Raw genomic sequence first — 21,972 nt, 5'->3', positions numbered from 1 at the left:
CTATGGTTTCTTTTGTTGTGGCGGTGGCCGAAAATGGCGTTATCGGGTCGAATGGGGCATTGCCCTGGGGACGCCTGCCCGCCGACCTTCAGCACTTCAAGCGGCTCACGCTGGGCCATCCGGTCATTATGGGGCGCCGCACCTACGACAGCCTGGGCCGGGCCCTGCCCAAGCGGACCAACATTGTGGTGACCCGCCAAGCCGATTGGGCAGCCCCCGGCTGCGAAACGGCGGCGTCGGTACCGGCCGCATTGGCCCGAGCCCGCGAGTTAGACGAGGAGGTCTGTGTCATTGGCGGGGGTGAAATTTACCGGCAGGCCCTTCCCGCCGCCGATGTCATCTACCTCACCGAAGTGCATCACAACTTCGAGGGCGACGCGGGTTTTCCACCTTTGCCGTCCAGCGACTGGCGCGAAGAAACCCGCGAGCGGCACGAGGCGGATGAGCAACACGCCTATGCCTTCAGCTTCGTAACCCTGCGGCGGCGCTAGCTGGCCGCCTGCACGAATAGCGAAAACAGAGAAGGCAGCCCGTTGAGGCTGCCTTCTCTGTTTTCATGCGAGTTGATTTATCGCATCAGCACCAGCTTGCCCCAATCATTCTTGAAGGCGGTGTCGCCGGCGGTGTTGCGGCGGCCAAACTGGCCGCTGGGGTCGTCGAGCGACACGCGGTAGAGATAGGTGCCGTTGGCCAGCCGGTCGCCGAAGGAATCGGTGCCGTCCCAGGCAAAGTCGGTGATGTTGTTGCCGATGTGCAGCGGGCCTAGCTCGCTCATGAAAATCTCGCGCACCACCCGGCCGGTGATGGTCATAATCTGGATTTTCATGTTGCGGGGCAGCTCCTGGCCCGTCACCGTGAACACAAAGCGCGCCTTGCTGACAACCGGGTTGGGATACGGGTAAACGTTCGTGATTTTGGAGGCATTCACGACCTCAAACTTCACCTGAAACTCCTGGCTGCCGGCGCTGGCGTTGCCGGGGTCGCGCCCTTGCACCCGCAGCGTGTATACGCCATCGGCCAGGGGCGCGCCCATGCCGGGGCGGTATTCCAGCTTGGCCACGCTGCCTTCGCTCACCGAAACGCTAAAGTTGATTTCCGGACCGTTCAGGTCCACCAGCGTGGGCATGCTCGAACCGGGTTTTTGCAAGGTTACCGTGAACACCGTGCGGTCGGTGATGGGGTTTAGCTTGTCTTCGTCGCTCAGCTCAATGTTGATTACCGGCGAGGGCGACACCAACTCGCCGTTGAGAATGTGGCGGCCGTCGAAGGCCACATCCAGCGTGGGGGCCACGTTGTTGTCGTCAATGTTGAAGGGCTCCAGCAGCAGCTCGTTGTTGGAATACACCTGCTCGGGCTGGATGCGGGGATTGACGAATACTTCAAAAGCCAGGGAGCCAAATATTCCCCGCACATCGAACTCCACGTTGATGGTGGCTATCGCGCCGGGCGCCAACGCGCCGGGGAAGGTCACCTCAATGGTTTTTTCCACGGCGTTGGTCACGGTATTCCGCAAGCGGACCTGGGCTTTGAGTGGCGCCAGAAACGCTTCCTCCGACACGTTCTGGAACTTGACGGGGAAGCTCACCGTCCCATTTTTCGCCTGCTCGGCCAGGGTGGCCGGCGCGTAGCTGGCTACCGGCACCAAGTCGCGGCGCACCACGCCTTCGGGAATGCCCCGGTAGGTAACCAGCCATTGGCGCAGCTGGGGCGGTATCCGCGTCACGGAATCGCCCAAGGCCAGTTCCAGGCGCAGGTAAGGATAAGCTGCTGCTGAAACAGCCGTTAGAGGCTGCACCGATGAGGTAACCGCGGGCAATACCACCCGTTCGGCTCCTTGCTCGTCAATGGCAACCACGCTCAGTTTGTGGTACCCGCTGGGCGTTAGCGTTTGAATGGTGGAATACAGATTCAGCCATTCCTTGGCCGGGCCAATACGGGGCGATACAACGAGGCCCGCCGTCGTGCTTTGTTGGAGGTTATCACGCAGTTCAATGGTCTGGCTGCCGCCGGCAATGGTCAGGGAACGGTCCGGACCAACTTCGCGAATCAACCGGCCGGTAGTGGCCGTGAGTTTCTGGCCGACCACGGCGAGCGGGTCGCCATCGGCCAGCTGGGTGATGAGCTGCGAGCCCAGCAAGGCTTGCAGCGACGCTTTGAGCGAAGCCGGCAGCCGGGAATAACGCACCCGGTTGGCCGACACCAGCGCCACGTAGGAACCGTTCGGAATGGCCGCCAGGAAGCTCGCCAGCTGCTGCTGCCGCACGGTGCTGTTGTTCAGGTTGTCCATCGTGTCCAGCACCTGCGGGGCCACGGGGTCACTGGCCGAGAAGTAATAGAAGTTATTAGGCGCCGTACCGCAGGTCTGAAAATTGGCGGGCATGGCCACTGGCTCCAGAGTGCCGGGCGCAAACACGGCCAGCAAAAAGTTGGGTGAGCGCACGCCGCACCCCGTAACGGGTTGCTGGACGCCCGTGGATTGCAAGTAGATACCGGCTCCGCTCACCGTCGCGAACAGGGGCGAGCTGCGCGGCAGCCCACCGCCGCGGGTGCGCAGGCGCAGCGGCACACTGCCCGATTTGAACGTCCACTCACCAGCCGGGGCGCTTACGTCGACCCCGGTGCGGGTGGTGGCCTGCAGCTGCCCGTAGTGGCTTTGCGACCAGCCGCCGGGGCTGGAGGGAATCACCCGGAACGAGGACGCAACCCAACTCCCGTCTTCGCCCACACCCGGCGATTGGAAGCGGGCCCGCCAGTACCAAACCACGCTGTCGCGGGGGGCCACGGCGGGCAACACCGGCTCCCATTCGGCCAATACCCCTGCCGTGATAACCGGCGAGCGCAGCACGATGGGGCTGGTGAAAGTGGGCACGGTATCCAGTTCGAACTCGTAGCCGCGCTGCACTCCGTTGCGGTCGTTGCTTTGCACGACTAGTTTGGGTGTTGTCGAGTTTACAATAGCGAAGTTGGGCGGGCTCACCACGGCCAGGCCTCCTTGCAGGAAGGTAAAATCAATCTGGGCCGTGTTGTTGGTTTCGCTCAGCTCGGCCACGCGGTTGTTGGGGTCCAGCTCCACCCGGAACGTGCTGACGCCGGCTTCGGCCAGCGAGTTTTGCAAGGTCAGGGCGTAGGTGGTGTCGCGCCGCCAAGCTTGGCGGCGCGTGAAAATGGAATATTCCAGCGGCGCACGCCCCGAATCGTAGGTCCGGGTGACTTTAATTTCCAAGGAGTCGAAGGTAATCTTGCCGGGGTTTGAGACGCCCACGTTCAGCACGAATTCAGCCGAGGAAGCCCGCACGGGCTCTTGCCCTGAAACCGGCGTAATGGATAACGAAGCCGAGCTAGCGATGAAATCCGGCTGTTCGGGGGCGAACAGCGACAAGGTTGGGTCGCCCTGCCAGCCCGTGGCCAGCAGCTGCTCGATGCCCACATCGTTGCTGAAAATACCCTTGTTCTGCAGCCGCCGCACTGCCTCGGCATAAACCGCCGTTATGGGCTTGCCATAAAACTCGGGGTTGTTAAACATCAGCTTATACACCGTGTCAATGGAAACCTCCAAGTGGTCGGCGTAGCTGAATCCATACTCCCCTAAAGACCCCAGTGCGCCCTTTTGGCTCGCAAACAACCAGTCCTCAACGATGGTAGAGGCCACCGTGAATGTGTGGTTTGCAGCACACCCGTTCAGGTAAAAGAAGGGGTACTTACCGGGGTTATTATAGTTTTTGGTTGGGTCGGAAGGCACGCCGAAGTTGAGGGCGAAGGTGTTATTGGACCCGTGACCAAAGTAGGTCATAAGGGAAATGCCCGAGTTGATGTAGGACGAAATGTTGATGTTTTCGGGCAAGCCAACCGGAGTCAAGCGCGTCTCCGTGCTTACTTCGCCGCCAAAAAAGGGCCGCTCAACGCGCGCCTTGTTTCGGTCCATTACTTCCCGGAAATCGGCGGTTTCAGCGGGCGTGTAGCCGCCGATGAGGTGCAGCACATTTTTGCGCCAAGGCTCCGGGCCCAGCGCGTCGTGGGTACGCACCTTACCCAGATAATTCATGATTTGCTGGGGCGTGGTAACGGTGAGACGCCCCGTGCGCAGCTTGGGCACGAAATCATCGGCCTGAAAGTTGGCCGTTATCATGTTGTCCGACACTGCCCGCGAGCTGGTGGGCACCAAGTCCACGCCCCGCTCCCCGGTGCCGCGGGCCGTGGTGCGAGTCAAGGTTTCGAAGCGGCTACTGCCGCCAATCAAGGGTTCAGAAGGCACAATGCCTTTGCCCAAGAGCAGCAAGTAACGTTCGGGGTTGTTGGGCGCGCCATCAGCCAACCAGAGACCAAAGTGCCGCAAAGCCAGCCACGACCGTTCGCCGTAATGAAACTGGTCATACAGCTGTGCCATGGTAATCAACAGCGTATCATAGCCACCGCCGGCCGTGGAGGCGCGGTATTTGGCATACTCCAGCGCCGCATTGGTCACCGGAGTGGTGCCATCCAGCGCAGATTTGTAAAGCTGTTGGTGCGAAACAATAGCAAAATTGACGGCGGCTTGGTTGATAGCTCGGAAGCGCACCGGCCGAGCTGCTAGCGGCACAAAGGGCCGCTGCATGTCGGCGAACAGCAGCCTACGCGACTGGGCAGCCGTAGCATTCGGAAAGACGAAACGGCGCCCAAGTGGCCCCAATGTTTGGGCCGTGGTAGGTGCTACGCGCTGCACGTTCCAAGGGTCATGAATATCATATCCTACCACCGACGCCGGAATGCTGTCGACCTCAAACGTGGCCGGTCCGCCGAGCAACGAGTCGCTGGCAAAGAATAGCTGGCGGCGCGGTCCCAGCCAGCGGTTGGCCTGCGGTGCAATCACGCGGATAAAGGCCCGGCGATAATTATCAGCCGACGTACCCGTGCCGGCGGTACTGCCCGAGAGACGCACCGTTACGAGTCCGTTCGGGCCAATTTCAGGGCGCTGCAACGGATAGCGGGCGCCGGCCTGGCCATAGGCCGTAAACGTCAGACGGCCCAGCGAGCGGTAGGTATTGCTGGCGGTGTTCAGCACCAGCACTTCCACGTCGTGGTTGGCAAAAGTGGCCCCCACCAATCGAATTTCCAGGCTCGGCTCGGGCGCAGGTCCGGTGGGCAGCACGGCCCGTAGCACGGTATCAGTCGAAGTAGTGGCGATGCCGTTGAGCTGGCGCGAGAAATAGCCCTCGCCCGGCTCCACCCACGGCAGAAACGTCACCCCGCGGGGCGCGTCGCCAAAGGCTTCGGTTTCCAGCTTGAGGCTGGTAGCTAGGCGCCAAGCCTGAGGGGTACCACCGGCCGAAGCTGGCTCGGCCATGCGTTTGGCGGCCGGGGCGGCCGCCCCGGGGTAAGTCAGGAAATAAGCGGCCGTATCGTTATAAAAACTATAGAGTTTGTGGGGTTGGTCGGCGGGGTTCTTGTACAGGTCGCGGTCCAGCTGGCCATCGTTGCGCTGGCCGTAAAACTCGAAATAAGTATTGCTGTCAAAGACGTTGCTGGTGCCGGCCTGGTACATGGCCACTTCGCGCCCTCGCCGCCAGAGTTGCAGGCGGCTGGGGTCGATGTTGCCCAGACCAGCCAGCGTGAGGTACTGTTGATTCATGCGGTAGATGCCGTCCTGCGCTACCCGAACTTTATAGTATTGCTGGCTGGGTACTATCCACTCGTTGCCGTATGGGCCCGATTGGGCGTGCGCAGCGGAGCCGGCCAGGCAACACGCCAGCACGAGCAGCAACCATCGCAAGCCCTTCCTTTTACCAGTAATTGTATTTTCCATCTTGTCCTTGTAGTAGATATATCTTGTTCTAAGCGTAGTCGTGGCCGTAACCAGTCGCGTGCTGGTCGGGGCTGAGATTATTTGAATCCGTACCCCAGCGAGACAATCAGGGAGTTGGTTTGCGAGGAACTGCCCAGCTTTTCAACGGCCAGGCGCGACAGCGCCAGGTCGACGCGCAGGCCGCTCACGGCCACGCCGGCGCCGAGGCTGTACTGGCCTTTCCAGCTGCTGTCGTAGGTGCCGCTGCTGTTGGCCGAGAAGTCCTGAATTTGTTGGTAGTTGCCGGCCCCGCCGCGCAGAAAAACCAGGTCTTTGTAGCCCAGCTCGATGCCCACGCGCGGGTCCACGCTCAGGGCTTTGGTGGAGATGGGCGTGTTGCGCTCGCCGTCGGTGGTGGTTTCCAAGTCGACGGCAACCAGGGCCGTGAACTGCTTGGGCAGCGTGAAGCGGCGGCCGGCTCCCAGCACAAAGCGCGGCAAGGTAATTTCGGCGCTGTTGGTTGGGATGGCGTCGTTGCCATTGGCCACGGTGCTGTTCACGCCCTTCGTGTATTCTTCGGCGTTGATGGTCCACTGCGTGAACGTGGTGGTGATGTCGCGCGCCATCAGGCCCAGGTTCCAGCCCTTGTGGTTGTACTGCACGCCGGCATCGATGCCGAAGCCGTAGCCGTTGGCAAACTTGCCGATGTTGCGGTAAATGATTTTGCCGTTGGCGCCCACGCTCAGGCCTTCCACGCTGCCCAGTTTGCGGGCGTAGGAGAGCAACAGGGCGTAGTCGGCCACAGAAAACAGCTCAATTTTGCTGTAATCGATGTAGCCGTACTCGTTGATGAGGTTGCGGGTGTCGGCAATGTTGTCGACGCCCAGGCGCATCACGCTCACCCCAATGGCGCTTTTATCGTCCAAGGGCATGGAAAACGCGCCGTAATCGTTCTTCACCACCCCGGCAAACAGCTCGGAGTGCATCAGCACGCCGTCGTACTTGTGGGTTTGGTTCACGAGGCCGGCGGGATTCCAGTAGCCGGCGGTGGCGTTGTCGGCCAAGCTGACCTGCACTTTGCCCATGCCGAGGGCCCGGGCGCCCACTCCGATGTTCAGAAATTCGTTGCTGTACTTGGGTGTTTTGGTAGACTGGGCCGTGGCCGGCAACGCCAGCGCGGCACTAGCGCCCAGAAGAAACAGCCCACGAGCGGCAGAGGAGAGTTGGAGCATATAAATGAAGGCGGGTAATAGTTGCGCCGACGGAACGCAAGTTACTTCAAGATAGTGCGTCTGGCCCACCAAATTCAAGCCAACGACCACAACAATAGCGCTGGCCAGAAGCAGTTGCGTCCGTGCCGAAGCTTTGGGGCCCGGAATTTCTACCCTAAAAAAGCGGGATTGGGCGCTTCGGCGTCCATCCAGGGAACACCCAATGCCGGAAAAGTGCGAAGCAAGCCCGGAGGCTGGAGCTTATATCTGGAATAATCAGCTTTTTCTATTGAAAATTTTATCCTTGATTGTCAGCACTTAGCAAATTATTTTACAGTAAGAAGTGGAATTATTCATCCAGTACCTTGCGTTACAAAGTACCTACCATACATTTGTACTGTTTCTCACCCACTAGCTATTTGTAACGCCCATGAAACTCGAGAACACCCAGGTTCAGATGCGCAAGGGAATCCTTGAATTCTGCATCCTGGAAATCATCGCCCGCGGCGAATCATACGCCTCCGACATGTTGGAGGAGTTGACTTCGGCCCGCATGATAGTGGTGGAGGGGACCCTCTACCCGCTACTGACCCGCCTGAAAAATGCCGCGCTGCTGGACTACGTCTGGAAGGAAAGCACCAGCGGCCCGCCCCGGAAATACTACACCCTGACCGATGCTGGCCGCCAGTTTTTGGGCGAATTGCGCGACACTTGGGAAGAAATGGCCACCTCGGTGGGCATTATCCGCCACAGCGCCCCACCTAAGCCCGCTGTTTGAGTACGCCGCCTTTTTCCTTCTTCACTCACCAGAATTTAAACGGCAGTTTTTCAGCCTTTAACCATGAAAAAGAACATCAGTATCAATCTGCAGGGGATTATCTTTCACATCGAGGAAGACGGCTACGAAGTGCTCAGCCGCTACCTCGCCGAGGTGAAAGCGCACTTTGCACACTACCGCGGCCACGAAGACATTGTAGCCGACATTGAGGGGCGCATTGCCGAGATTTTTTCGGCCCGCCTCTCCCCCACTCAGCAGGTCATCGCCCTGGAAGACGTGGAAGCCATGACAGCCAAAATGGGCCGCGTAAGCGACTTCGCCGCCGATGACCTCGACGCCGAAGACGTAGAAGACACCGCCACGGCCGGCAGCACCTACGGCACCGCCACCTCGTTTGGCACCCAAGGCGCCTACGGTTCGGCTGGCACGGCCACGGCCGGGGCCGCCACCGCCACGGAGCCCCGCCGCCTCTACCGCGACATGGCCCACCGCCGCATAGCCGGGGTAGCCGCCGGCATCGCCCAGTATTTTGCCATCAACCCGGTGTGGGTGCGGCTGGCTTGGATACTGCTCGTGTTTGTGCTGCCCGGCATGTTCGAAGTATTTGATAACCACGACCACGACGGTCATTTCCAATTCGGCGGGTGGGCCTTCCTGGCCTACATCATCCTGTGGATAGTGCTGCCCAAGCGTTACGACGCCCCGGCCCCTAACGATGCCATGCTCAACCAAGGGCCACTGGCGGGCCGCAAGCTCTTCCGCGACACCGGCACGGCTAAAGTAGCCGGCGTAGCGGCTGGCCTGGCCGCCTACTTCAACATCGACGTGACCCTGGTGCGAGTGATATTGCTGGCCGGATTGCTGGGCGGTGGCTTCACCTTCTTCCTCTACATCATCCTGTGGATTGTCTTGCCCGAAGCCAAAACGGTTTCGGACAAGATGCGGATGCGCGGCGACGCCGTGACGCTGGAAGGCTACGACAGCAGCCTGCGGGCCAATGAGTTTGCCGATGGCTCCGCGACCACCAACCGGCCCGTAGGGGCTTTTGTCGAAGATGCTGCCCGGGGCCTGCGCCCGTTGGTTGATTTTGTGGGCTCAGCCATCCGCATTGTGGCGGGGGTGTTGCTCACCGTGGGCGGCTTCTCTTTGCTGCTGACCCTGGCCATTCTGTTGGGCGCCGGCATCGGCCTGATTCCCAGCTCTGAAAATATTTCCTTGGGCGATGCGCCGGCCCACGTCATGCTCAACGGCATCCCCGCCTGGGGCATCATCGCCGGCTTCTTCGCCTTCGGCATTCCCGCCCTGGCCTTGTTTCTGAGCGGCCTGAACCTGCTGCTGCGCCGCTCGCTGATGTCGCGCACGGTGGGCTTGTCGATGCTAGGCCTGTGGATTCTGAGCATTGTGGGCGTGACCATGGCCGTTGCCCAGCAAAGCCGCCAGTACCAATTCGATGCCGAAGTGGAGCAGTTGGAGCGCTACCCCGCCATCACTACGCCGGTAATAATGCTGGACGCCCGCCGGGTAAACCGTGACTGGGAGCAGCACGTGGACGTGCGCCTAGCCGCCGCCGACAGCGGCCGCGCCGTGGAAGTACTCCGCGTGCTGGGCTCGAAAGGCCCCACCGAAGACGAAGCCCGCCGCAACGCCCTGAGCTCCATTGACTACAGCGTGCGGACCCGTGGCGATTCCTCGCTGGTATTCGACGACCATTTCTCGTTCCTGCCCAACGCCAAGTACCGCGACCAGGAACTGGCCCTGACCATTCGGCTGCCCCGCAACCGCACCTACCGGATGAGCTCGCGCTTTGCCTACGACATGCTCAACGACGAAAACTTTGTCAACAACAAGCGCCCCGAAAACCCCGAGCAGTTCCAGTACCGCCTGCGCGGCAACAAGTTTGAGTGCATTGGCTGCTCCGAAACCGACCTGGGCATTTCGGCCGAAGACGAAGACAACGACGTTGACATCAACATTGACATCGATAGTGACGGCAGCAGCTCGGACGGGGGAGATGTGAACGACGACGAAGGCGACGACAACGGCCTCAAGCTCAACTACGGCGGCGCTCCGGCGTTCGACACCGATTTGGAAAGCTATGGCAGCGGCCGCCGCACCTTCCAGCAAAACGGCTTCAACCAGGTGCAGGTAGTGGGCGGCTACCGGGTGGTGGTGCGCAAAGGCGACACCTTCAAGGTGGAAGCCGGCGGCGACGAGGACGTCCTCGAAGACATGCGGGTAACGAGCAGCGGCAACACGCTGGAAATTCGCCCCCGCAACACATCGTTTTTTAGTCGCAACCGCAACGAGAACAAAGTACTGGTTGTCATCGAAATGCCTTCGCTTGAAAAGTTGGATTTGGCCGGCAGCGTGCAGGCCGACCTCGGCGGCTTCGACCGCCAGGACCGGCTGTCCATCGAGCAGGCCGGCGCCAGCCACCTGCGCCTGAACGGCAGCTACGGCAACTTGAAAATTGAGCAGGCCGGCGCCTGCCGCACCACCGCCACCGGCAGCGCCGATGCCGTAGACCTCGACGCCGCCGGCGCCTGCGAATTGGCCGCCGCCAACCTGCATGCCCGCACCGCCACCGTGGACCTGGCCGGCGTGTGCAAGGCCCGCCTCCACGTCACCGAAAGCATTCGGGGCGATGCCGTGGGCGCCAGCCAGATTACCTACAGCGGCAAGCCCAGCAGCAGCGACGTAGACGCCACCGGCCCTTCCAGCGTGAAGCGCCTCTAATGGCCGCAGCGCGGAGCAACGGGTTGTTTCGCGCTGCCGTCTTTGACTTGGCCCGGCATCCCTACGGGGCGGGCTCATTTACTTTCAAGCATTTACCCAGCCTTTGCGCAAGTATTTCCGTATAGCTGACCTCCCTACTCCGAAGCCCCTAAAAACAGAAAAAAAGAAGCCAGGCTTAGTTTGGTGAGTGAACGAAGCCTCCTTCCGGACGAAGTCCTTTGGCCGCCCCCTGCTGCAACAGGAAGGCCAGGGCTTCGTCCATTTCGTTTTTGGGACTTTTGAGAAAAAATACTAAGGCGAGATTTAGAGAAAAGCAGAAATAACTTATTTCGAGGCAACCGCAGCCGTTGGTCTTGCATTAGGTATGGTACAGCATTTCCCCTGCCAAGCCATGAAATCCCTGTATCTCTCTTTTATGACGTATGCCCTGCTGTTAGGGAACGCCGACATCGCCCGTGCTCAGACTACCGCCTTCACCTACGAGCAACTTATGGAGCAAGGGGGTGCCCAACTGCAAGCCCAAAATCCGTGCGAAGCCGTGGCTACGTTTCAGCATGCGTTTGCGCCAGACAGCACCCGCGCCAATGAATTCGAGCTGTTTGGCGCGGCCACTGCGGCGGCTAAATGCCCAGCTCGGCGAGCACTAGCCTGGCGCTGGCTGGGGCAGCTCAGCCGCCACCGGCCCTTGCGCATGACAGCCCAGGACCTCGACAACGTGAGCCAAGACCCGGCGCTAGCCTCGCTAAAGACCGAAGCGGCTTGGCCCCGTTGGGTAGCAGCCATGCGCCGAGCATTGGCTGAGCAGGAAGCGGCCGTTCGCGCCGCCCAAGTGCGGTGGCGGCGCGAAACCCAGGCCCGCGCGCTCTCAACCCCGACCAGCCAAGGGCGCAAGCGCACCCGCTGGGCCACGGCTCAACCCGGTTTGGCGCTCTACTTCAGTTCCGTGCCCAACGACACGGTGCGAATGCCCTATTTGGTCCGCGTGCCTGCCGGCTACTCTCCCGCCCGGCCTGCCCCGGTGGTGGTGTACCTGCACGGCGGCGTGGCCAACACCTCCCAGTTTGGGCACAACGACCCCGAAGTAGTAAACGAACCCATTTTTGCAGCTGCGCCGCCAAACGCCTTGGTGGTGTACCCGTTTGGCCGCCAAACTTTTGGCTGGGTCGACCAACCAGCTGCCTTTGCCCAAATCGAGGCAATAGTGCGCGAAGTACAGGCCCGCTACCGCACCGCCCCCCGCGGCCCCGTGCTGGGCGGCATGAGCAACGGCGGCAGCGCCGCCCTGTGGTTCGCTAGCCAGCGGCCCGACTCTTTCAGTGGGTTCTATGCCCTGTCGCCGGCGCCGAACCTGCCCTTGGGCGCCAGCATCGGTCGCTTGGGCCAGGGAAAAACTTGCCTTCAGTTCAGCGCGCAGGACGACACGCTCTACCCCTACTCAGCCGTGCAGGCCTTCTACGCGGCCAATCAGCGCCAAACGCCTGAGTGGAAATTACAGACCGTGCCCACGGGCGGCCACAGCTTTCTCTACGGCCCCGACGGAATCATGATACTCCAGCAAGCCCTCACCCGCTTATTAACGAAGCTTTAGTTTATCGGGGCAGCGGACTCGGAGCCGGTAATTGATAATGGCGCTTCTGTGTCAGCACTTGGCAAAGCGGCGCCCGGGGATGGCGTCAGTCCTTTGGCTGCCCCCTGCTGCAACAAGAAGGCCAGGGCTTCGTCCATTTCATTTTTAATGGTGCCTTCCAGAATGGCTTCCATCACGGCTTCTTTCAGTTCGCCCACCGTGCGCGACGGCTTCAGGCCAAAGGTTTCCATGATTATTTCGCCGGTAATAACGGGCCGGAAGCTGCGGAGGTGGTCTTTTTCCTCCACTTCCTTCAGCTTCTCCTCCACCTGCCCGAAGTTGCGCAGGTAGCGTTCCTTGCGGGTGTGGTCCTTGCTGGTGATGTCGGCCCGGCAGAGCAGCATCAGGCGGTCGATGTCTTCGCCCGCCTCAAAAAGCAGGCGGCGAATGGCCGAATCGGTCACGGTTTCCTTCACCAGGGCAATGGGGCGCAGGTGCAGCTTCACCAGCTTTTGCACCATGCGCATCTCCTCGCCCTGGGGCAGCTTGAGGTCGGCAAAAATGCCGGGCACCCAGCGCGCGCCCTTGTCCTCGTGGCCGTGGAAGGTCCAGCCCACGCGCTGGTCGAAGCGCTTGGTGGCGGGCTTGGCGATGTCGTGCAGCACGGCGGCCCAGCGCAGCCACAGGTCGCCGCCGGCGTTGGCCACGTTGTCGAGCACTTGCAGGGTGTGAAAAAAATTGTCTTTGTGGGCGTGCGTGCCCACTTTTTCCACGCCGTGCAGCAGCGCCATCTTCGGAAAAATGAGCTGCAACAACCCCGCCTGGAACAGCAACTTGAAGCCATAGCTCGGCGTCGGCGACTCAATTATCTTGTTCAGCTCGACCGTGATGCGCTCCTGTGACACGATTTTTATCCGGTCCTTATTCCGGATAATGGCGTCGAACGTGTCCGGCTCAATGTCGAAATTCAGCTGCGAGGCAAAGCGGATGGCCCGCATCATGCGCAGCGGGTCGTCGGAGAAAGTCACGTCCGGCCCCAGCGGCGTGCGGATGGTTTTGCTGGCCAAGTCCTTCATCCCGTCGTAGCGGTCCACCAGCGCCCCAAAATCTTCCGGGTTCAAACTCAGGCCCAGTGCGTTGATGGTGAAGTCGCGGCGGGCCAGGTCCTCTTCCAGGGTGCCGGCTTCTACCTCCGGCTTCCGCGAATCGGTGCGGTAGCTTTCCTTGCGGGCGCCCACAAATTCGATTTCGCCGGCTTCTTTGGTGGGCAGCATGGCCGTGCCGAAGTTCTTGAAAACGGTGACGCGGCCCCGGCCCGGCAGCTTGGCGCCCACGGCCTGGGCCAGGGCAATGCCGTCGCCCACAGTCACCACGTCAATGTCCTTGCTGTGGCGGCCCAGGGCCAAATCCCGCACGTAGCCGCCGATGACGTACGCCGGCTGCTGCAGCTCCGCAGCGGCGGCGGCGATGGTGCGAAAGATGGGCAATTCGGGCAGTTGGGGCGTCTTCATGGCCGCAAAGTTCGGTAGTGTGCGCAGCAAATCAAGCCCGCCGCCCGTGTCACGGCCTGCCGGGCGCGGCAACCGGGCTCTGCAGCGTGAGGGCTCAGCTTGCGCATACTATCAAGACTGGGGGCTGGAAACGCGCCGGTTCTGCACGCAGCCGTGGCTTGGCTCAGGCATGACCAAAATCAAGCCTCATGATGATAGTAGTCAAGGCATAAGAGGGCTAAAATGGCGATTTTTATCCTGTTCAAACTCCTGTTTTAGGCCGAGCCAGCGGCACTGGCTTCACCCCCAATTTTTACGGTCATGCTTACGCCCGCATTTTGGCTTTCTCTGCTGCCAGTTGCCATTTTTTATATGGCCGTGGCGATGATGGCGCTCTACGGACTGCGCTCCCGCAGCACCGTTAGCCAGCACTAGCTTCCGGTGTCCTTTTTTATCAAAACCCGTTGCGCTCCCCCGGCTGGCGGAGTTGCCGGAGCCCCGTCATATTTCCGGCCCGCCGGGCTGTTGCGGGCCGCATGGCATTTCCCAATAACTATATAATTACCCTCTTTCCCGACTGCTATGACTCCCGCTATCGTTGTGCTGACCGATTTTTTTGCCGTTTCCAACCGCGCCCTTTCATATGCGGCCGGCCTGGCGGTGCCGCTCCAATCGCACTTGGTGTTGCTGCACGTGCGGCACGACGGCCTGCTCTCGCCGGAGGAATACAGCAACCGGGACGCCCGGCGCGACGAGCAGCAAACCGAGAAGGCCCTGCACCAGCTCGCCAGCAGCCTGCCCGTGCCCACTGAGGTACAAATTTCCGAAGCTTTCCTGCCCGAGGCGGTAGCCGATTCCGTGCGCGACCACCAGCCGCAGCTCCTGGTGCTGGGCCGCCCCGGCACAGCGTCTACGCCCGTAGAAATTGTGACCGGCGCCGCCATGGATTTGCTGCGCAACGTGCCGTTTCCGCTGCTGATAGTGCCCACCGTGGGCTGGGGCGACTTTCCACCGCGCCGGCTGGTGCTGGCCGTGGACGGCGACCCGTTTAAGCTGTATGAAAACCAGGGCATTGTGGCGCAGTTGCTAAAGGCGTTGAACGCCACGCTCACCATTCTCTACGTTACCAACGAGAAGGACCCGGGCGCCGCCGCCGGGCACCGCGTGCAACACACCATTATGGACAGCGGATTTGAAGCGTTGACGGCAGACAAATACCCGCACATCGTGTACCACAGCCACGCGGCGCAGGGCATCATGCAGGGCGCTACCGAGCTTGAAGCCGACCTGCTGGTGGTGGTAGCCCGCCGCCATAGTCTGCTGGGCAGCTTGTTTCACCGCAGCGTTACGGCGCAGCTCATCGGCGAGAGCGCGCTCCCCGTTCTGCTGCTGCCCGCCCAGGACTAACGGCCGGCGCCCTTCCAATCACGCTTTCTTTTCTATTCTTCGCTCAGCTCAACCCCACCCTCCTGTGCCATGAAACTTTCGTTGATAGTAATGACCAGCTTCTATCCGGCGGCGCAACACGCGGTGCATTACGCCGATACCCTGGCCCGCACTTTTGGCGGGCAGGTGGTGCTGCTGCACGCCAACCGCGTGGCGCTCTTCGACCCCTACATTTTTGCCGGGGAAGGCCTGCGGCGGGAGGAGCTGAGGGGAGCCGCCGAAATGAAGTCGCTGCTGGCCCGACAGGCCGAAAAGCTAGGGGCGCCCGCCACCGTAGAAATTGCCACCGACCTGCTGCCGGAAGTAGCCCGCGACCTGCTGGCCCGCTACCATCCGGCGCTGTTTGTGGTGGGCCGCCCGGTGCCCACCCGCACCGGGCCGGAGGATTTCAGCAGCGTGGTGCTGGAACTGCTCCAGGCCGCCCACATTCCCGTGCTGCTGGTGCCCCAGGGCGCCGCCGCCGCAAACCCGCCCCGCCGCGTGCTGATAGCGGCCGATTGCGAGGAATTCAGCGTTTCCGGGGCCGCCGTTGGCGTGCACCAGCTGCTCGTGAGCCTGGGCGCGGCCGTGACCGTGGCCCACGTCTCGGCCCTGGAGGAGGACGACAGCTGCCTGTATGCCCTGAACGCCGTGCGGCGCAGCGGCATTCTGGCGGCCCTGCCCGAAGCCGAGCTGCGGGGCTACCAGCACAAGGACGCGGTGAGCGGGGTGCTCGAGGGCATGCACGACACCCAGGCCGACCTGGTGGTGGTGGTGGCCCGGCCGCGCAGCTACCTCGGCGAGCTTTTTCACGAAAGCGTGACGGCGCAGGTGATGCACCAAAGCACGGTACCCGTGCTGGTAGTGCCCGCTGCACAAAACGTGGAAACGCCCGGCCCCAGCAAAAACCTTAAGAAACAGGCGCAACGCCATTCGAGTAGCGCGCACTGAGAGCGTATTGGGGATTTTGCAAAACACGTTTTAGCACGTCAGGCTGAGCTTGTCGAAGCATGACTCAAAAGCAGAGTCTCAAACAGGCTCAAAGCTCCCCCGTCCTTTCCTATGGCCGAACTGGCTGCTCCCCTCGTTGCGTCCGGCACTTCGCCCGCCACCGGCCTCACCGAGGCCGAAGCCCGTGCGCGCCTGCAGCAGTACGGCCCCAATGCGGTAGATGCCCAGCCGCCCGAAAGCTGGGTCCGGGTGCTGCTGCGGCAGTTTCGGAGCGTGATTGTGGTGGTGCTGGGCGGCGCGGCGCTGTTTTCCTTCTTTTTTCAGGACTACGCCGAAGGCTACGCAATTCTGGCGGTTATCTTCATCAACGCTTTCCTAGGGTTTGGGCTGGAGTGGAACGCGCAGGCGTCCATGACGGCCCTGCGCCGCATGGGCCAGGCCACGGCGCGGGTGCTACGCGAGGGCCAAGTTCGAGCCCTGCCCGCCGACCAGTTGACCGTAGGCGATGTGCTACTGGTAGAAGCCGGCGAAGTAGTGGCCGCCGATGCCGAACTCTTCGAAATGCAGCAGCTGCAAGTCAACGAATCGGCCCTCACCGGCGAGTCGATGCCCGTAGAAAAACGCCTGCCCGCGGGCGAGCCCAACGCTGCGCTGGCCGAGCAGCCCCACCGCCTGTTCAAGGGCACGGCGGTGGTCAACGGCACCGGGCGGGCCGTGGTAACGGGCGTGGGCAGCAACACCCAATTGGGTGCCATTGTGCACTTGGTGCAGGGGGCGGAGCGCACCGCCACTCCTCTCGAAGCCAAGCTCAATCACCTGGCCCGCCAGCTGGTTTTTATCACCATCGGTTTGGCCGTATTGTTTGTGGTGGGCGGCTTGCTGCAGGGCAAGTCAGCCTATTCCCTGCTGAAAACTGCCATTGTGCTGGCCGTGGCGGCCATTCCCGAAGGCCTCTCCATTGTGGCCACGCTGGCCCTGGCCTATGGTATGCTGCGCCTGGCCCGCCGCAGCGTGCTGGTGAAGCGCCTGGCCGCCGTAGAAACCCTGGGCAGTACCGACGTCATTTTCACCGATAAAACCGGTACGCTCACCCAAAACCAGATGGCCGTGGACACCGTGCGGCTGTCCGAAGCCAGCCTGCGCTTCCCCCTCGACGCCGCGCACCCGGCCGTCACCAGCGAATCGTACCAGCTGCTGCTGCGGGTGGCCGTGCTCTGCAACAACGCGTCTTACTCGCCGGCGGAAGCCGAGGCTGCCCTCGGCGACCCGCTTGAAGTAGCCCTGCTGGCTCTGGCCCACCAAGCCGGGTTCGACGTGCCCGGCGCCCTGGAAACGGCCAGCCGTCTGGCCGAGCTGCCGTTCAACTCCGATACCCGCCTGATGGCCACCCTGCACCGCCACCACCACGGCCAGGCCTGGGTAGCGGTGAAGGGCGCCGCCGAAGAAGTGCTGCGCCACTGCACCCAGCAGCACACGGCCACCGGCGCCCAGCCGCTGGCCGTGGCCGAACGCGCCGAGTGGCTGCTCCACGCCGAACACCTGGCCCAAACCGGCCTGCGCACCCTGGCCCTCGCCTACCGCATCTTGCCCGCTGAAGACCAGCCCGACTGGGCCCACGAGTTGACCTGGTTGGGCTTGGTGGCGTTTCTCGACCCGCCCCGTCCCGAGGTGATTCCGGCCCTGGATGCGTGCCGGCGGGCGGGCATTCTGGTGCTGATGGCCACCGGCGACCACCCGGCCACGGCCCTTACCGTGGCCCGGCAGGTGCATTTGGCGACTGACGGCGATGGCGACAACGTGGTGGTGACGGGCGCGGAGCTGCCGGATTTGCTGACCCAGCCCCACGGCGCGGCCGCCCGCTTTTGGCAAACGCGGGTGTTTGCCCGCGTGAGCCCGGCCCAAAAGCTGGATTTAATTCGCCTGTACCAGGAGCAAGGCCACATTGTGGCCATGACCGGCGACGGCGTGAACGATGCCCCGGCCCTCAAAAAAGCCGATATCGGCGTGGCCATGGGCCAGCGCGGCACGCAGGTAGCCAGCGAAGCCGCCGCCCTGGTGCTGCGCGACGACTCGTTTGCGTCCATTGTGGCGGCGGTGGAGCAGGGACGCATCATTTTCACCAACATCCGGCGCTTCGTGCTGTATTTGGTTTCGTGCAACCTGAGCGAAATTCTGGTGGTCACGGCCAGCAGCATGCTCCTGCCCGGGGCGGGGCTGCTGCCGCTGCAAATCCTCTTTCTGAACCTGCTCACGGACGTGTTTCCGGCGCTGGCGCTGGGCGTGGGCAAAGGCAGTGCCACCGTGATGAACCACCGCCCCCACGAACCACAAGCGCCCGTGATGCGCCCCGGCGACTGGCGCCTAGCCGTGGCCTACGCCAGCCTGATGACGGCCGCACTGCTGGGCACCAACTACCTGGCGCGTTACCGCTTCGGCCTCTCTCCCGAGGCTGCCAACGCGGTTTTGTTCTATGGCCTTGGCGCCGCGCAGCTGCTGCACGTGTTCAACATGGCGGGCATCGGCACGCCCCTGCGCGCCAACGACGTGCTGCGCAACCAATTTGTGTGGCTGGCGCTAGGGCTGTGCGCGGGCCTATTGCTGCTCACCTACTACCAGCCCGCGCTACACGAGCTGATGAGCATTGTGCCCCTCCCGCCCGTGGCGCTGCTGTTGATTGTGGCGCCGGCCGTGGCCGTGCTGGTACTGGGCCAGTTGCTGGGCCACGCCCTGCGGCGGTGGCAGCACCGGACAGCGGCCGCAGCGCCGGTAGTCAGGAGCTGAGCCGTGGTGAGGATTTCGGGCAAGGAAGACCAACCCCTTCTACAGCACACCCGGCTCGGCTCTGCCACCAGACTGTCACTAACCTTGCTTCGTTGCATCACTACCCATGAAATCAGGTGATGAAATCTAGAAATTAATAGCATAATAAACTTCTATCCAATAAGATACATCATTCATTTACTTGACATTCATCATAGCCTAAGGAATCAATTTTGGCGATTTTTGAAGAGCTTTTAGCTGCCGTATCGACTGGAAGCGGGGGTGGCATCGGGGTGTTTTGTGGCCGACCCTAACTGCCTGAAACCAGTCCAACGAATTTGACTCAACCAGTTTGCCGAAGCATTCCAACCCACCTGCCGGGTCTGTTTCCCGGCCTTAATCCTTCTTCTGTATGAAACCGGCTTTTGCAGTTTTAACCGATATGTCGGCCGCGGCGGAAGCGGCTTTGACCTACACTGCGCGCTTCGCGGCGCTGCTGAACGGGCGGGTGGTGCTGTTGCACGTGTACCTCGACCCACTCCTGGCCCCCGAAGTCTCCATGGTGGGCGCCCCCATCCCCATCACCAGCCGCCAGGCCATCATGCACGACCTAGTGGAGCGCGCCAACTCTCTGCCCGTACCCGCCGATGCCGAGGTCTCCATCGACACGCTGGAAGCCACCGTGGCCGACGTGGTGCGGCGGCGCCATCCGCTCCTGTTTGCCATCGGCCGCGAACAGCCCCAGAACGTGCTGGATAGCTTTCTGGTCAACCTGGCGCTGCCCACTTTGCACCACACCCAGTTCCCCTTGTTGATTGTGCCCGAACACTGGGACAGCCCCGAGCTGCCCAGCCGCGTGGTGGTGGCCGCCGATGGTCACGACTTCCGGCTCACCGAGCCCTCGCAGGCGCTGGCCGAGTTGCTGACCGCCCTTCGCCCCCACGCCACCGTGGTGCACGTGGCCGCCGGCGAAGGCCCCTCCCACGCCGATGTGGGCCTGGAAGCCGTGCGCCAAACCGGCCTGTTCGGGTCGCCCACTGGCAACGACCTGTACGAAGTGCGCGATGAATCCCCGGCCGACGGCATCATGCTGGCGGCGAAGGAAGTGGGCGCCCAGCTTCTGGTGGTGATGGCCCGGCCGCACACTTTCCTGGGCGGGCTGTTCCACCGCAGCGTCACAGCCAAGCTGATGCACCGCAGCCCCATACCGGTGCTGGTGCTGCCCACCACGGCCTAGGGGCAGAAGAAAGGCCTCCTTCCTATTCTGACACAGCGGTTGGCCAGACGCGGTTGAGAGTCTGGCCAACCGCTGTGTGTAATAATCCAAGGTGTAATAATCCAAGCCAACGACTCGGACACGGTAGCGCCAGCCCATGCTCACTGAGTTTGGGCTTGTTTTTTCTGCTGCCGACGGATATAGCCGCGCACCAGAAAATTGTGCTGCAAGGCCTCCATGCTTTGGCTGAAGCCCGCCGTGCCCCGCGCCACGTTTTGCATGCTCTGGCGCAGCTGGCGGCTCATGGTGGTATCCACCAGCAGGGTATTGAGGGGGCCAGCGCCGGTTTGCACCTGCCGTTTCAGGGTGGCCAGGGTGCTGGCCAGGGTGTCGGAGGTGCTGGCCAGCTGGCCGGTGGCGTGCTGCAGCTGGCCGGCAAAAGAGGTGTCGGTGAGCAGGTAGCCCACCGGCCCGCGGCCCTGGCGCACCCCGCGCGTGAGTCGCTGCACGTCCTGAGCCGAGGCCTGCAGCTGGGCCGTGGCGGTTGCGGCCTGGCGCAGGGTTTGGCGCACGCTGGCCACCAGTTGGTCGTCTTCGAGCAGTTGCCAAAGGGAATTGTGGCCGTTGAGCTTGCCGGTTATCTGGCGCAAATCCTGGGTGATGCCGACGAGGTTTTTATTCGACACGTCGAGCGTGCGCAGCATCTCGTTGATGGCCAGCGGCTCGGTGGTGGCCAGCACGTCGCCCGGAGCCACGGGTGGTGCGGGGGTGGCCACGGCGGCCAGGTTCACAATGGTGTTGCCCACCAGCCCGTCGGTGCCAATGGAGGCCACGGCGTTTTTCTTCACGAAGGGGCGCACGTCGCGGTTCAGGGCCATGGCCACCCGCACGGTGCTGTCGTTGATGATGTCGATGCGGCGCACGGTGCCCACGTTAATGCCGGCCAGGCGCACGTTGTTGCCGGTGAGCAGCCCCGACACGTTCCGGAAATCGGCGCGGATTTCCAGCGAGGAGCTGAACATGTTTTCCTTGCGCCCAATCAGGAACAAAGCAGCCACCAGCGCCCCCACGCCAACCAGCACAAACAGGCCCAAACGGGTGTAAATCGAGGTATTGGACTGGGTCATGGGAGCAACTGGTTAAGTGAAAGCCCTATCGAATTGCGCCCGCCAACAGCCCGGCTGAGCTCAGGCAAAAAATTCGTGAATGGCAGGGTCGTCGCGCTGCTCCAGCTCAGCGTAGCTGCCTTCGGCGTAGCAGCGGCCTTCTACCAGCAGGGCCACCCGGTTGGCGGTCAGGCGCACGCAGTTCATGTCGTGCGAAATGATGAGGGCCGAGGTGTTGTACTTCTGCTGCACTTGCAGAATCAGCTGGTCGATTTCGCGGGCCGTCACCGGGTCGAGGCCGGTAGTGGGCTCGTCGTACAGAATGATTTGAGGGCGCAGGATGAGGGTACGGGCCAGCGCGATGCGCTTGCGCATGCCCCCCGACAGCTCGGCGGGCATCATGTCGGCGGTGTGGGCCAGCCCAACGTCCTCCAGGGCCCCGCCCACCAACTCGTTTTCCTCGCCGGCGCGGTGCGTGAGCCAGTGCCGCCGCAGCGGAAACAACAGGTTTTCGCGCACCGTCATCGAGTCGTAGAGAGCGTTGCTCTGAAACAGAAAGCCCACTTTGGCGCGCAGCTGGTCGAGGGCCGCGTGGTCGAGGGAAGCCACGTCCTGGCCCAGCACCGTGATGCGGCCCGCATCAACCGGCAGCAGCCCGATGATGCACTTAATCAGCACCGATTTGCCCGAGCCGGACTTGCCCAGCACTACCAGGTTTTCGCCCTGGTTCAGCGAGAGCGAGAAATCCCGCAGCACCTGGTTGCTGCCAAACGCCTTGCTGACGTGCGCCACCGTGAGCACGGCCTCCGTAGCCGCCGGAGCAGTGCGAGCGGGTGCCGATTGCAGAGTAGTTGCCGGGTTCATATCAGGGGTTGAAGAGGCCGCAAGGCCGATTAGCCTTGTCGAAATCCGGGGAATGTGCCCCTTTTTCAAATATCGTTATTCCATGTGGTTATTGCAATATGCCGCCTTAG

Annotated in this window: 13 protein-coding genes; 8 read left to right on the top strand and 5 right to left on the bottom strand. The window is 62.1% G+C overall.

The features are described from left to right. Nucleotides 1-2: 2 nt before the first annotated feature. A complete protein-coding gene (locus tag I2I05_RS10205) occupies nt 3-491 on the top strand; it encodes a dihydrofolate reductase (protein ID WP_196282149.1) in 489 nt (162 codons plus the stop codon). A gap of 77 nt (nt 492-568) precedes the next feature. Here I2I05_RS10205 and porU2 read toward each other — a convergent pair whose 3' ends face one another. Next, complete coding sequence (porU2, locus tag I2I05_RS10200; protein ID WP_196282148.1) at nt 569-5,779, bottom strand: putative type IX secretion system sortase PorU2; 5,211 nt, start codon at nt 5,777-5,779, stop codon at nt 569-571. Nucleotides 5,780-5,856: 77 nt separating this feature from the next. Further along, entirely contained in the window at nt 5,857-6,990 is a 1,134-nt protein-coding gene (locus I2I05_RS10195) for a putative type IX sorting system protein PorV2 (protein ID WP_196282147.1), read from the bottom strand. Between the two features lie 409 nt (nt 6,991-7,399). On the opposite strand from I2I05_RS10195, the gene I2I05_RS10190 reads away from it, so the two are divergent. The 3 genes from I2I05_RS10190 (at nt 7,400) to I2I05_RS10180 (ending at nt 12,071) form a co-directional block, all read left to right on the top strand. Then, the gene (locus I2I05_RS10190) at nt 7,400-7,747 is read left to right on the top strand and encodes a PadR family transcriptional regulator (protein WP_196282146.1); all 348 of its coding nucleotides are present in this window, start codon (nt 7,400-7,402) and stop codon (nt 7,745-7,747) included. Nucleotides 7,748-7,810: 63 nt separating this feature from the next. Next, the gene (locus tag I2I05_RS10185) at nt 7,811-10,483 is read left to right on the top strand and encodes a GIN domain-containing protein (protein WP_196282145.1); all 2,673 of its coding nucleotides are present in this window, start codon (nt 7,811-7,813) and stop codon (nt 10,481-10,483) included. A gap of 391 nt (nt 10,484-10,874) precedes the next feature. Then, entirely contained in the window at nt 10,875-12,071 is a 1,197-nt protein-coding gene (locus tag I2I05_RS10180) for an alpha/beta hydrolase-fold protein (RefSeq protein ID WP_196282144.1), read from the top strand. On the opposite strand, the gene I2I05_RS10175 is transcribed toward I2I05_RS10180, so the two are convergent. After that, on the bottom strand, nt 12,068-13,561 hold the full coding sequence (locus tag I2I05_RS10175; protein ID WP_196282143.1) for a CCA tRNA nucleotidyltransferase: 1,494 nt from the start codon (nt 13,559-13,561) through the stop codon (nt 12,068-12,070). The two genes, I2I05_RS10180 and I2I05_RS10175, sit on opposite strands and share 4 nt — an antisense overlap. 561 nt (nt 13,562-14,122) lie before the next feature. Here I2I05_RS10175 and I2I05_RS10170 point away from each other — a divergent pair. From I2I05_RS10170 to I2I05_RS10155, 4 genes are all read left to right on the top strand, one after another. Next, a complete protein-coding gene (locus I2I05_RS10170) occupies nt 14,123-14,947 on the top strand; it encodes a universal stress protein (RefSeq protein ID WP_196282142.1) in 825 nt (274 codons plus the stop codon). Nucleotides 14,948-15,016: 69 nt separating this feature from the next. Next, entirely contained in the window at nt 15,017-15,916 is a 900-nt protein-coding gene (locus I2I05_RS10165; RefSeq protein ID WP_196282141.1) for a universal stress protein, read from the top strand. 111 nt (nt 15,917-16,027) lie between these two features. Then, nucleotides 16,028-18,697: a cation-translocating P-type ATPase gene (locus I2I05_RS10160; RefSeq protein ID WP_196282140.1), complete on the top strand. Its 2,670-nt coding sequence runs from the start codon at nt 16,028-16,030 to the stop codon at nt 18,695-18,697. Between the two features lie 391 nt (nt 18,698-19,088). After that, the gene (locus I2I05_RS10155; protein ID WP_196282139.1) at nt 19,089-19,913 is read left to right on the top strand and encodes a universal stress protein; all 825 of its coding nucleotides are present in this window, start codon (nt 19,089-19,091) and stop codon (nt 19,911-19,913) included. Nucleotides 19,914-20,053: 140 nt separating this feature from the next. Here the strand turns inward: I2I05_RS10155 and I2I05_RS10150 are convergent, their stop codons facing one another. Together I2I05_RS10150 and I2I05_RS10145 are read right to left on the bottom strand one after the other, a co-directional pair. Beyond that, complete coding sequence (locus I2I05_RS10150; protein WP_196282138.1) at nt 20,054-21,019, bottom strand: MlaD family protein; 966 nt, start codon at nt 21,017-21,019, stop codon at nt 20,054-20,056. A 60-nt stretch (nt 21,020-21,079) separates the two neighbouring features. After that, nucleotides 21,080-21,862, bottom strand: coding sequence for an ABC transporter ATP-binding protein (locus I2I05_RS10145; protein ID WP_196282137.1), 783 nt, complete (start codon nt 21,860-21,862; stop codon nt 21,080-21,082). Nucleotides 21,863-21,972: the final 110 nt, after the last annotated feature.

It is taken from the genome of Hymenobacter jeongseonensis, from assembly GCF_015694725.1.
Lineage (GTDB): Bacteria > Bacteroidota > Bacteroidia > Cytophagales > Hymenobacteraceae > Hymenobacter > Hymenobacter jeongseonensis.
This window is presented reverse-complemented; position numbering and strand designations above follow the sequence as displayed.